This window comes from Nitrosomonas cryotolerans ATCC 49181 (assembly GCF_900143275.1).
Lineage (GTDB): Bacteria > Pseudomonadota > Gammaproteobacteria > Burkholderiales > Nitrosomonadaceae > Nitrosomonas > Nitrosomonas cryotolerans.
Genome location: NZ_FSRO01000001.1, coordinates 1,300,072 through 1,312,417, shown reverse-complemented (window position 1 = coordinate 1,312,417; position 12,346 = coordinate 1,300,072). Strand labels below are relative to the sequence as shown.

The window sequence follows — 12,346 nt, the reverse complement described above, 5'->3', positions numbered from 1 at the left end:
TTACACCAGAATCATTTCGGAGAGCCCTTTACCACCAGGCACCATCGGAAAAACATTTTCCGTCTGATCAGTAATGAAGTCCATGAATACCAATTGATTTTTAAGTTTGAATGCCTCTTTCAACGCACCTTCAACATCACCTGGCTTTTCGATCTTCATTCCAACATGACCATAACTTTCGGCCAGTTTAACAAAATCCGGCAACGCATTCATATAAGATTCCGCATAACGATTGCCGTGAAAAAATTCCTGCCATTGTCTCACCATTCCCATATAACGATTATTTAAATTGATTATTTTCAATGGCAATTTATATTGCTTGCACGTTGACAACTCTTGTATGCACATTTGAATACTCGCTTCGCCCGTGACACAAGCCACCTTATCTTTTGGGTTAGCCAGCTGCACACCCATTGCGGCAGGCATCCCAAAACCCATTGTTCCCAAGCCACCTGAATTGATCCAGCGGCGGGGTTTATCAAATTTGTAAAACTGGGCCGCCCACATTTGGTGCTGTCCAACATCCGAGGTAACCAGTGCATTCCCTTTGGTGACCGCATAGAGTGTCTCAACAACCAGCTGCGGCTTAATAATGTCGCTATCCCGGTCATATTTCAGACAATCCCGTGCACGCCACGTATCAATCTGTTTCCACCAGTCTTTCAATGCCGACTGATCGGGTTTATTTCTACTGGCTTTTAATAGCTTGGTGAGCTCCCCCAGCACATCCGCAACATCACCGACGATAGGGACATCCACCTTAACCCGCTTGGAAATGGAGGATGGATCAATATCAATATGAATAATTTTTCTATTTTCGTTACTAAAATGCTTGGGATTACCGATAACACGATCATCAAAACGAGCGCCCACAGCCACCAACACATCGCAATATTGCATGGCCATATTGGCTTCATAGGTCCCGTGCATACCCAACATACCCACAAACTGTCGGTCGGTCGCAGGATACCCGCCCAACCCCATCAGCGTGTTGGTACAAGGAAAATCCAGCATCCGAACCAGGGCAGTGAGTTGTGGCGCTGCGTTACTCAGTATCACGCCACCCCCCGTATAAAACACGGGCCGCTTCGCACTTAACAGCAATTCCAGCGCTTTCTTGACCTGCCCGCTATCCCCCTTAACAACCGGATCATAAGAACGCATGGAAACACTCGTCGGATAAACGAACGGGGTTGTTTGCTGGGTGATGTCCTTAGGAATATCCACCAATACCGGGCCGGGTCGACCCGTCGATGCGATATAGAATGCCTTTTTAATCGTCGACGCCAGCTCTGCGATATCCTTCACCAGAAAGTTGTGTTTGACGCAGGGGCGTGTAATGCCGACTGTATCCACTTCCTGAAACGCATCCAGGCCAATCGCGCTCGTCGGCACCTGCCCGCTGATGATGACCATTGGAATCGAATCCATATATGCCGTGGCAATACCCGTGACCGCGTTAGTCACACCCGGACCCGATGTAACCAGCGCCACGCCTACCTTATGACTGGAGCGGGCATAACCATCCGCCGCATGAACCGCAGCCTGCTCATGCCGCACCAGAATATGCCTGACCTTATTCTGCTTGAATAACTCATCATAAAGAAAAAGTACTGCTCCCCCAGGATAGCCAAAAATACAGTCCACTCCTTCTTCCTGCAAGCAACGGATGGTAATCTCAGCGCCGGTTAATTCCTCCACACTCATGCTTTTTGCGTCCCAATATCAATTTGTATAAGTAATAAATCATTCCCAACGGTAACGGCTAGTTCACTTCGCGTCAACCGCCAGTTCCGCCCACCGTTAATCCATCCACGCGCAAGGTCGGCTGTCCCACACCCACCGGCACACTCTGTCCTTCTTTTCCACAGGTGCCAACCCCCGGATCCAGCGCCATATCATTACCAATCATCGATACACGCGTCAACACATCAGGGCCATTGCCAATCAGCGTCGCACCTTTTACCGGATAGGTAATCTTGCCATCTTCAATCATATAAGCTTCAGCGGTTGAAAAAACAAATTTTCCACTCGTGATATCAACCTGTCCGCCGCCAAAATTGACCGCATACAAGCCCCGTTTTACTGAGGAGATAATTTCTTCCGGATCTTTATCGCCGTTCAGCATATACGTATTCGTCATACGCGGCATCGGAATATGCGCAAAGGACTCTCGTCGGCCATTGCCGGTCACCGGCAGATTCATCAACCGTGCATTCAGACTATCCTGCAAATAACCTTTTAATATGCCGTCTTCTATCAGCGTAGTACATTGCGTTGCATTACCTTCGTCATCTATATTTAATGATCCGCGGCGCTGTGCAATCGTACCATCATCCACCACCGTCACCCCTGCGGCAGCAACCCGCTCCCCCACACGGCCGGAAAATGCAGAACTGCCTTTCCGATTAAAATCACCTTCCAGTCCGTGACCAATTGCTTCATGCAATAATATGCCCGGCCAGCCACTGCCTAATACCACCGTCATAGCACCCGCAGGTGCCGGTCTGGCATCCAGATTAACCACGGCTTGATGGACGGCTTTTGCTGCATAGTCACGCAACACATCGTCCGTAAAATACGCATAATCGAAACGCCCACCGCCACCGGCCATGCCCTGTTCACGGCGCCCATTTTCTTCGACAATCACCTGCAAGGATACCCGCACCAGCGGCCTGACGTCGGCTGCCAGCAGACCGTCACTCCGGGCCACAAGCACCACTTCATATTCTCCGGCGAGTGATGCCATCACCTGAATCACACGCGAATCCAGGGCACGCGCATATTTTTCCAGTCTCTCCAGCAACGCTACCTTATCCGCATCCTGCAGGCTGGCAACCGGGTCCTGGGGCAAATACAATTGCGGTCTTGTCGATACCGCATTGCGCCTTGCCACCTGAACCGAGCGTTCTTCGCCCTGATGTGCAATCGCACGGGTAGCCTGTGCGGCCGAAATCAGCGCCGGCATACTGATGTTATCAGAATAGGCAAAGGCCGTTTTGTCTCCACTGATCGCACGCACACCCACGCCCTGATCAATATTGAAGCTGCCTGATTTAACAATACCTTCTTCCAATGCCCAGCCTTCAGAGCGGCTATATTGAAAATACAGATCCGCATAATCAATTTCATGGGTCAGCATCTGTCCAAACACCTGCTGTAATCTGGACGCATCAATATCATAAGGTGACAGCAAGCAGCTGTCAGCAATCGTATAAAACTCATTGGCCTCAAGGGCAAGTTCAGTAGTCATGGCATCCAATTCTGTTATCTGACTGATCAAAAAATTTAAACCTGAAGACTGCGATGATCGGGTCATCTGGGTAAAAAAATCGCGTCATTACCGGCACAGCCATGCTGTTCAACGATTCCCTTCCGTATTTCGTATTTCGTATTTCGTATTAACAATAATGCAAACTGCGATGATCCAGGGCGGGCAAACTGGCGCGCAAGCTGGCCTGATACTCCGGGTCCAGGGTCGCAACCACCACACCATGTCCGCGTGGCAACCGACTCATGATCCCACCCCACGGATCAACAATCATGCTATCCCCATTTGTTTCACGACCATTCACATGATAACCACCTTGAGCCGGCGCAATCACATAGGCCAGATTTTCAATCGCGCGCGCGCGAATCAATGCTTCCCAGTGTGCCTTGCCCGTAATCGCTGTAAATGCGGCGGGTGCCAGAATAATATTCACATTACCCATCATGCGATACAGTTCCGGAAACCGTAGATCGTAACATATTGACAAGCCAATGCGACCAAAAGGTGATTCCAGCGTCACCACTTTGTCTCCTGCTTTGATTGTTTTTTCTTCCGCGTAACATTCACTGCCCAGCGCCAGCCCGAACAAATGAATTTTGTCATAACGCGCAACTTGCTGGCCTTTATCATCATACACTAAACAGCTATTATAAACCTTGCCGGGCACAGGCGATACCAGCGGCACCGACCCGCCTACCAGCCAAATTCCAAAGCGTTTTGCTGTTTCAGACAAAAATGTTTGAATCATGCCACTGCCCGGTTCTTCCTGAACGGCCAGCTTATCGGTATCTTGCATGCCCATAATACAGAAATATTCCGGCAGCACGACCAAGCGGGCTTTTTGCGCCACTGCATTTTCAATCAATCGCGCGGCTTCTTCCAAATTAGCAGAAACGCTCGGACCCGACGCCATCTGGATAGCTGCCACCCGCAAATCACCGGTTGCTGTTTTTTCTGACATTGAACTGCTCAGAATAGTTGCGTCACTTAACATTTTCTTTCGCCTCTTGGAATTAATGCAATATTATAGAGCATGCTGTTTATTCTCGGATTCATTCGGATTACTGTCCAGCATATCCCCACACGCCAAGGCAACGGATATACTTAGCTTTCCTTGCTTGTTAAAGAAAGACTATTATACGTTGAGTTTCTATGCCTATTGTACTTTGGTCCAGCTTATTCCTCTCCCTAAAGGAAGGCATTTTCGTTCATTGACATCCTCCCCTTCCTAAACGAAGGGGATTCCTAGCGACTTATTAAGCCGTTAAGAGTAGGTTTGTATTGCTACTGCCTACTGGTTCCTGCTTCTTAGACGAAACTAACGTTTCAACTCCACAGGCTAACAAGCGATGTCCTCGCTCAAGTACATTCAAGGCACCTACCAAGTCGGCATTGGCTTTAAATCCACATTCTGTACATTCAAAAGCACTTTGGCTTTTGCGATTGTCACGACTAACATGTTGACATCTAGGGCAGGTTTGAGAGGTGTATTGAGGGTTTACCTTCAATACATCCCCGCCTGAACAAGCCTGTTTATACTCCAAGAACGAAACGAACATTCCCCATCCTTGGTCAAGAATGGATTTGTTTAGACCCGATTTCGCTTTGACGTTTTTACCATGCTTTTCAACACTGCCCTTGGCACTCTTAGACATGTTTCCTATCTTTAAATTCTCAACTACGACCATTGCGTGATTTTTGCTGATTTCGGTTGAGGTTTTGTGTAAGAAGTCTAAACGAGCATTGGCAATACGCTCATGCAGTCGGGTAATGATTTGTTTCTGCTTTTTCCAGTTAGCAGAGAAACGGACTTTTTTAGACAGCTTACGCTGTTCAAAAGCCAGTTTCTTTGATAACTTTCTGAAACTGTTTAAAGGTTCTACGTATGAGCCGTCTGACAAGGTTGCAAAGCGGGTAACGCCCATATCAACACCAATCATACTGGTTGAGCTATGACGCTTTAGCTCGGTCTCGTACTCAGTCTGAATCGACACGTACCAATAACTGCCTTTACGGGAAATCGTCATATTTTTAACGTCACCAATGACTTGGCGTGAATTGCGATATTTCACCCAACCGATTTTAGGCAAGAACACTTTGCTAGACTCTTGCTCCAGCTTAAATCCTTGTGGATAACGAAAGCTGTCACTCAAACCTTTTTTCTTGAATTTTGGAATCCGTTTTAAAGGCTGTTTTTTATCAAAACCGTCTTTGAACGCTTTTTCTAAGTTTTTTAAGGCTTGTTGCAACGGTTGAGAATGAACGGTTTTTAGAAATCCATAATCTTCTGAGGATTTCCATAGCTTTAGCCAAAATGACAACTCGTTGTACCAAAGCAATGGCTGTTTCTGCTCTAATCTGAACAGATTCATTGCTAAGGCTTTATTCCAAACAAACCGATTAGCACCCGCAAACTCAACCATCTTCTGTACTTGGTCAGAATTTGGATTGAGTCGAGATTTAAAGGCTTTGCGTATAATCTGCTTCATGGTTATAATTATACAAAAAAGGAATTGGTCTATGCAAGTTAATAACGATATAAGAACAGGAAGACATTGCATTTTTAATCTTCACGTTAATTTGGTCTTTGTAACAAAATACCGTAGAAATGTTTTCTCCGGAAGGGTATTAATTGATTTGGAAGAAATATTTAAAAACGTGTGTTTGGATTTTGAAGCAGAATTGGTGGAATTTAACGGTGAGCATGATCATATTCACCTTTTAGTTAACTATCCACCAAAAATTGCTATTTCTAACTTGGTAAATAGTTTGAAAGGCGTTTCAAGCCGACTTATTCGCAAAAAGAATTATCCCGAAATTAAAAATAAGCTTTGGGGTAATATGCTTTGGAGTCCAAGCTATTTTGCGGGTAGTTGTGGTGGAGCACCACTCTCGATTATTAAGCAATATATTGAACAACAGCAAAGACCGCATTAAACAGGCTTCGCCTGTGCGCTTATATCTCCGCCCTGAAGGACGAAGTTTTACGCGCTATTTGATAAACAACCCGGGTATACCTGCATGCAAACGAAATTAACGCCATCGCCCGATCGTCCCGATTTAAAGATCAGGATTTTCTGGCGGTTCTGACACCAGGCACGACCCACCCAATCACTGATTATGTCCACTCCACATCCCTCACCCGAAACCCTGCTTGCCACTGTTTCTCCCTTGAGTCGTTATATACAGCGCTTACTGGAAAGCGAGCCCGAGCAGCGCGACAGATTACTGGCCGAGATGCAACGCCCCTTTCTGCGAGAAGAAATGCAGGCATACCTCGACACACGGCCTGAAAACAAACAGCATGAAGCCGTGCTGCACCGCGACTTGCGAAACCTGCGTAAACGGGCCATGTTGCGGATTGCTACCCGCGATCTGGGCGGCCTCGCGGATTTATCTGAAATCATGGCCAGCATGACCGATCTGGCCGAAGTCACCATTAACGCGGCACTCAAGCAACACCACATCTGGCTAACGGACCGTTTCGGCGCACCGATTGGTGAAAAAAGCCGCACAGCCCAGCAAATGCTGGTCGTTGCCATGGGCAAACTGGGTGGGCGCGAGCTCAATGTGTCTTCGGATGTAGATCTGATCTTTATTTATCCTGAAGACGGCGAAACCGACGGTGCCAAATCCATTGCCAATCATGATTTTTTTGCCCGGTTAGGGCGCAAGCTGATTGCCAGTCTGAATGATTATACCGCCGACAGCTATGTGTTCCGGGTCGATATGCGGCTGCGGCCTTATGGTGAAGACAGCCCGCTGGCCATGAGTTTTGCCATGCTGCAGGAATATTTTGTGACACAAGGACGGGAATGGGAACGCTATGCCTGGATCAAGGGGCGCGTGATTGCCGGCCCGCCTGAGGCCGCCACCACACTCATGGAACAAATCGCCCGGCCGTTTGTGTTTCGCAAATATCTGGATTTTGGTGCTTATGAATCCATGCGCCGCCTGCACGTCCAGATTCGCAAGGAAGTCAATCGCCGCGAAATGCACGACAACATCAAACTGGGCCCCGGCGGGATTCGTGAAATTGAATTTATTACGCAGGTGTTTCAGCTGATTCGCGGGGGGCGGGATGTCGATCTGTGCATTCGTCCGACCTTAGCTGTGCTGCAGCGCTTGCAGGAGAAAAAACTGCTGGCGGCGGAGATTGTCACTGAATTATCCGAGGCGTATCGTTTTCTGCGCAAACTGGAGCACCGCCTGCAATATCTCGACGATCAGCAGACACAGACCCTGCCGGAGAACACAGCCGATCAGGCACTGATTGCCACGGCCATGGGTTGCCCGGATTTTGCGCATTTTATGCAGCAGCTCGATATTCATCGGCGCAACGCCGCGCATCACTTTGAACTGATTTTTGCCGCGCCCAGAAAATCTTCCCGGCATGATACGCTGGCCTGTCTATGGCAAACGCAGACCAAAGATGCCGCCCGCACCCGGGCAGCCGCCACCCAGCTCAGCACACTGGGGTTTGCTGAACCCACCAAGATTTCTGAACGACTGCAGCAGTTTTATGCCAGCACCGAGTATCTGCAATTACCGGAATTCAGCCAGCAGCGCATCAAAACCCTGATTCCGATTCTGATCGAAGCCGCCGCCGTTTATCCGCCGGTTGAGTCCACCCTGGAGCGCATGCTCAAGCTACTGGAAAACATCAGTCCGCATCCCGCCTATCTGGCGCTGTTACTGGAGCATCCGCACACCCTGCCCCGCGTGGCCAAGCTGGCCAGTACCAGTCAGTGGGCCATGGATTACCTCGGACGGCACCCGATTTTGCTGGATGAATTGTTGCGCAATCGGGCCCTGCGTACCCTGCCCGACTGGCCCACGCTGAAACGGGAACTGCTCTATCAGCTCAATCATGACAACAGCCCCAAACACAATGTCATCGAATGGCAAATGGATGTGTTGCGACACTTCCAGCATGCGCAAGTGTTTCAGTTACTGGTCAGCGATCTGGAAGGCTCGGCTGAGCTGGAAATACTCAGTGACCACCTGACTGCGCTGGCCGATCTCATTCTCGAGACCGTCTTGCAACTGGCCTGGTCGGGTCTGAAAAAGCGCCATCAGGCGCAGCCCGCCTTCGCCATCATCGGTTATGGAAAACTCGGCGGAAAAGAGCTCGGCTATGCCTCTGATCTGGATATTATTTTTCTGTATGACGACCCGCATCCGGATGCCTCCGAAATCTACAGCAAACTGTCTCAAAGCATTAACGCCTGGCTCACCAGCCATACCTCCGCCGGGCTGTTATATGAAACCGACCTGCGCTTACGCCCGAATGGCAGCAGCGGCCTGCCGGTGCACAGCATCGAAGCGTTTGCGCACTATCAGCGGACACAAGCCTGGGTATGGGAGCATCAGGCCCTCACCCGGGCCCGCTTCGTTGTGGGCGATGCGCACATGGCCACGATTTTTGAACAAACCCGCAAGGAAATCCTGTGCCAGCCCCGCAACCGGGCCGAGCTCAGGCGGGAGATTCTCAAAATGCGCGACAAAATGCGCGAAGGGCATCCCAACTCAACCACCCTGTTTGATATTAAACACGACCGGGGCGGGATTATTGACGTTGAATTTATCGTGCAGTATCTGGTCTTAGGCTATGCTCATGCACATCCCGAATTGACCGGTAATATCGGCAATATTGCTTTATTGAAACGGGCCGGAGAACTGGGACTCATTCCCATCGACCAGGCCGAACAGGTGCGCGCGGCCTACCGGGAATTCCGGCGGACACAACATTGGCTCCGCTTAAGTGGCGACACCAGTCTGGCCGGTGCTTCCCCCACCGAAGGCGTCTCACAACGCTTTGCGCGCGTGGCCGCCCCTTTATTTGATCACGCCCGCACCGAAGTATTAGAATTATGGACCCGCGTATTTGATCTGTAATATCATCACCTGAGCGCGATGATATCCGTGCTATCGACGGCGTTGTCGGTGCGACAAAAATATTGGCACAGATCCTGCTTATAAAAAATTACACACACCGAGTGTGTTATCACTAACCCAAAGGAGAATCACACATGCAACACGCACAAAAAGGTTTCACACTGATCGAACTGATGATTGTCGTGGCTATTATTGGTGTTTTGGCGGCCATAGCGGTTCCTGCTTATCAAACCTACACCAACAAAGCCAAATTCAGTGAAGTGGTATCAGCTGCCGCACCGTATAAATTAGCTGTCGAGCTTTGCTTTCAAGAACAGGGCACATTACTTGCTGCCAACTGCACCAACGCTCTTGGTGGAATTCCTCCCGTTACTGCCTCTAACGATGGTAACGTTGCGGCAGGCTCTGGAAAAATTCAAGCTAATGGCGCACTCACCGCCCAAATTCTAATGACGGCAATTACTGGCAATGGCCTGGCGGCTCAAACCTATCTGCTTACTGGAGTATCCCAAGGAGTTGGAAGACCTGTAGTCTGGACTAAAGATGCTGCGAGCACCTGTATAGCTATTGGTTATTGCTAACCCAAATACGTAATAATCAGTTTGTGTGAGTAAAACACAAATCTAAAACACCCCAGCAATGGGGTGTTTTTTTCATCCATTCATCCCATGCAGCTTCCGGCACCGATCATCGCAGCCGGGTTCCCCGCAGCGGTTTCCTTCAGTCAGCCCGATCCTCGATACATCAAAATGCCCTTTTGCGTCACATTCGGCCGAAAATCGTCACTTGATACACACCACGCGCACTTGATGAATGTCGGTAATGCCCTGCAATACCTTTTCTATTCCATCCTGCTTGAGGGTGCGCATGCCATCGCCCAGAGCGGTTACCAGCATTTCCGCCACACGCGCGTGTTCCTGGATATTCTTTTTCAGCAGATCACTGCCGATCATCAACTCGTGCAGGGCCACCCGGCCTGCAAAACCACTATTGACACAGCGATCACACCCCCCCGGTTTATAGAGCGTGATTGCGCCCTGTTCATCCCCATACTGCTTGATCCAGTCCGCTTTAATCGCTTGATAAGCCCCATCCCGATCCGTTTTAAACCGTTCGATATGCTGTAGTTCCTCGCAATATTCGGTTAACAGGGCCTTGATCTCGTGTTCGCTGGCCACATAGGCCGTCTTGCACGAACACAGGCGCTTGGCCAGACGCTGCGCCAGGATGCCCAATAATGCATCCGCAAAGTTAAACGGGTCCATGCCCATGTCCAGCAGCCGGATGACCGATTCCGGTGCACTGTTGGTATGCAGGGTCGCAAACACCAGATGCCCCGTCAGTGAGGCTTCAATCCCCAGGCTGGTGGTTTCCCTGTCACGCATTTCCCCCACCATGATGATATCCGGATCGGCACGCAAAAAAGATTTCATCACCACCGGAAAAGTCAGCCCGGCCTTGGCATTCATCTGCACCTGACGCAACCCTTTCTGGGTGATTTCCACCGGATCTTCCGCCGTCCAGATCTTGGTTTCCGCCCGATTCAAGTGTTTGAGTATGGAATGCAGGGTGGTGGTCTTACCCGAGCCGGTCGGGCCACAAACAAAAAACAGGCCGTAAGGCTTGCTGATAATGCTTTTCAGGGCCTGCAGATTGTGTTCAGTAAAGCCCATCTTATCCAGCGGAATGGGCTCCCCTGCCGACAAAAGCCGCATCACGACATCTTCCAGACCACCGGCCGAAGGAATGGTTGCCACCCGCAACTCAATATCCAGTGGGCCGAATTTCCGGAAGCGGATCTTGCCATCCTGCGGCCGGCGCTTCTCGGAGATATCCAGATCACACATAATTTTAATCCGCGTGACCAGTGGATTGCGATAACTGGCCGGAATCTCGATATACGACATTAATGAGCCATCCTTGCGAAAGCGGATGCGGGTTTTTTCCTTGCCGGGATACGGCTCCACATGAATATCCGACACCCCCATTTTATAGGCATCCACAATGATCCGATTGACCAGCTTGACCAGTTCATTATCTGACGCCGCCGAGGCTTCATCCAGTTCGTCGGCATCGTCGTCGAGCCCTTCTGGCAAACCGGACAGCATCTCGTTGATATTACCCATGTTATCGATCTCTGTATTATGATTCCCACCATAAAACAGATCCACCGTATTCTTGAATTCCCTTTTCGTGCAAACGCTGTAAATAACCTTGTATTTGGGAAAGATACTGTTGACAATGCGCAGCGATTTGATCTTTTCGGGGTCCAGTGCCAGAATCACCAGGCCCGCCTCGGTCTCGTCAATCGGCAGCCAGCCATTGTTGAGCACATAATCCTTTTTCAGACTGCGCAGCTGATCAGACGGCCTCACCCGGTCGGCCTTGTAAGGCTCATAGGCTACCTTGAAAAACGAGGCCAGCGCCCGACCGATGATCGGCACCCGGATTTGAAATTCATCGATCAGCACATCTTCCAGATCCCGTTCTTTTTTGCGCGCCGAACGCGTGGCCAGCTCAAATTCGGCCGCGGACATAATGGCATCCAAAACCAAATAGTCATATTTTGACTTGAGCAACTGAAACGGTTTCTGGCGCTGTTTGAACGCAATCGCCAGGGTCTGGCAAATCTCATTGATCCCTTCGACCACGAGGGCAGAGAAAGGCCGATCATCCTTGCTGTTGATGACCTGCACGACCCCCATCAAGGCACCGTCATCCGCATTCAAGATCGGCGCTACCAGCATCTGTTTGGTGCGATAACCCGTCCGCTTATCCACTTCATGCAAAAAACTGAGATGCGGGCTGAGCTGTTTTAACTCGTTTTTATCGTAAACATCTTTCAGGTTGACCAGCACTTTGTTCAGACTGACATAACCGGCAATGCTGTGTTCTGTAATCGGCAGTTTCAGATCCTGACACGAATCCAGCCCCGTTTTGATCCGGGACGTAATGAAGGTTTTATCTTCACTGAGTGAATAAATGGTCAGGCGATCCGCGTTGAATAAGGTGCAGATATTCTTGCTCACTTCCAGCATGATTTCATCGATATCATTGGCCGCGTGTATTTTGTTGGTCACGACCTGCAGGTTCTTGGAAAAATCCAATTTGCTGCTCATATCCGAAATATCCGCACTCGGGCCCGGCGTGATGATACTGATATTCATGGCGTCATTT

9 protein-coding genes are annotated in these 12,346 nt (G+C 49.7%); 3 read left to right on the top strand and 6 right to left on the bottom strand.

Annotated elements, in window-relative coordinates:
* The 4 genes from BUQ89_RS05865 to BUQ89_RS05850 all read right to left on the bottom strand — a co-directional run bounded on the left by BUQ89_RS05865 (window position 1) and on the right by BUQ89_RS05850 (window position 5,760).
* A complete protein-coding gene (locus BUQ89_RS05865; RefSeq protein WP_028462380.1) occupies window positions 1–1,707 on the bottom strand; it encodes an acetolactate synthase 3 catalytic subunit in 1,707 nt (568 codons plus the stop codon).
* Window positions 1,708–1,780: 73 nt separating this feature from the next.
* Window positions 1,781–3,253: a metalloprotease TldD gene (tldD, locus tag BUQ89_RS05860; RefSeq protein ID WP_028462379.1), complete on the bottom strand. Its 1,473-nt coding sequence runs from the start codon at window positions 3,251–3,253 to the stop codon at window positions 1,781–1,783.
* A 148-nt stretch (window positions 3,254–3,401) separates the two neighbouring features.
* The gene (locus BUQ89_RS05855) at window positions 3,402–4,265 is read right to left on the bottom strand and encodes a carbon-nitrogen hydrolase family protein (RefSeq protein WP_028462378.1); all 864 of its coding nucleotides are present in this window, start codon (window positions 4,263–4,265) and stop codon (window positions 3,402–3,404) included.
* A gap of 262 nt (window positions 4,266–4,527) precedes the next feature.
* Window positions 4,528–5,760, bottom strand: coding sequence for an RNA-guided endonuclease InsQ/TnpB family protein (locus tag BUQ89_RS05850; RefSeq protein ID WP_074202524.1), 1,233 nt, complete (start codon window positions 5,758–5,760; stop codon window positions 4,528–4,530).
* Window positions 5,761–5,791: 31 nt separating this feature from the next.
* On the opposite strand from BUQ89_RS05850, the gene tnpA reads away from it, so the two are divergent.
* Window positions 5,792–6,208: an IS200/IS605 family transposase gene (gene tnpA, locus BUQ89_RS05845; RefSeq protein ID WP_074202655.1), complete on the top strand. Its 417-nt coding sequence runs from the start codon at window positions 5,792–5,794 to the stop codon at window positions 6,206–6,208.
* A 47-nt stretch (window positions 6,209–6,255) separates the two neighbouring features.
* On the opposite strand, the gene BUQ89_RS13710 is transcribed toward tnpA, so the two are convergent.
* Window positions 6,256–6,432: a hypothetical protein gene (locus BUQ89_RS13710; protein WP_178377636.1), complete on the bottom strand. Its 177-nt coding sequence runs from the start codon at window positions 6,430–6,432 to the stop codon at window positions 6,256–6,258.
* On the opposite strand from BUQ89_RS13710, the gene glnE reads away from it, so the two are divergent.
* Together glnE and BUQ89_RS05835 are read left to right on the top strand one after the other, a co-directional pair.
* Complete coding sequence (gene glnE, locus BUQ89_RS05840) at window positions 6,392–9,169, top strand: bifunctional [glutamate--ammonia ligase]-adenylyl-L-tyrosine phosphorylase/[glutamate--ammonia-ligase] adenylyltransferase (RefSeq protein ID WP_028462327.1); 2,778 nt, start codon at window positions 6,392–6,394, stop codon at window positions 9,167–9,169. The genes BUQ89_RS13710 and glnE overlap by 41 nt on opposite strands.
* Window positions 9,170–9,303: 134 nt before the next feature.
* Entirely contained in the window at window positions 9,304–9,750 is a 447-nt protein-coding gene (locus BUQ89_RS05835) for a pilin (protein ID WP_028462328.1), read from the top strand.
* A 201-nt stretch (window positions 9,751–9,951) separates the two neighbouring features.
* Here the strand turns inward: BUQ89_RS05835 and BUQ89_RS05830 are convergent, their stop codons facing one another.
* Window positions 9,952–12,336, bottom strand: coding sequence for a GspE/PulE family protein (locus tag BUQ89_RS05830; protein WP_028462329.1), 2,385 nt, complete (start codon window positions 12,334–12,336; stop codon window positions 9,952–9,954).
* Window positions 12,337–12,346: the final 10 nt, after the last annotated feature.

What these genes read in the sequence shown, in the direction of transcription:
- BUQ89_RS05865 (WP_028462380.1), bottom strand. Translation starts at nt 1,707, where the DNA reads ATGAGTGTGGAGGAATTAACCGGCGCTGAGATTACCATCCGTTGCTTG.
- tldD (WP_028462379.1), bottom strand. Translation starts at nt 3,253, where the DNA reads ATGACTACTGAACTTGCCCTTGAGGCCAATGAGTTTTATACGATTGCT.
- BUQ89_RS05855 (WP_028462378.1), bottom strand. Translation starts at nt 4,265, where the DNA reads ATGTTAAGTGACGCAACTATTCTGAGCAGTTCAATGTCAGAAAAAACA.
- BUQ89_RS05850 (WP_074202524.1), bottom strand. Translation starts at nt 5,760, where the DNA reads ATGAAGCAGATTATACGCAAAGCCTTTAAATCTCGACTCAATCCAAAT.
- tnpA (WP_074202655.1), top strand. Translation starts at nt 5,792, where the DNA reads ATGCAAGTTAATAACGATATAAGAACAGGAAGACATTGCATTTTTAAT.
- glnE (WP_028462327.1), top strand. Translation starts at nt 6,392, where the DNA reads ATGTCCACTCCACATCCCTCACCCGAAACCCTGCTTGCCACTGTTTCT.
- BUQ89_RS05835 (WP_028462328.1), top strand. Translation starts at nt 9,304, where the DNA reads ATGCAACACGCACAAAAAGGTTTCACACTGATCGAACTGATGATTGTC.
- BUQ89_RS05830 (WP_028462329.1), bottom strand. Translation starts at nt 12,336, where the DNA reads ATGAATATCAGTATCATCACGCCGGGCCCGAGTGCGGATATTTCGGAT.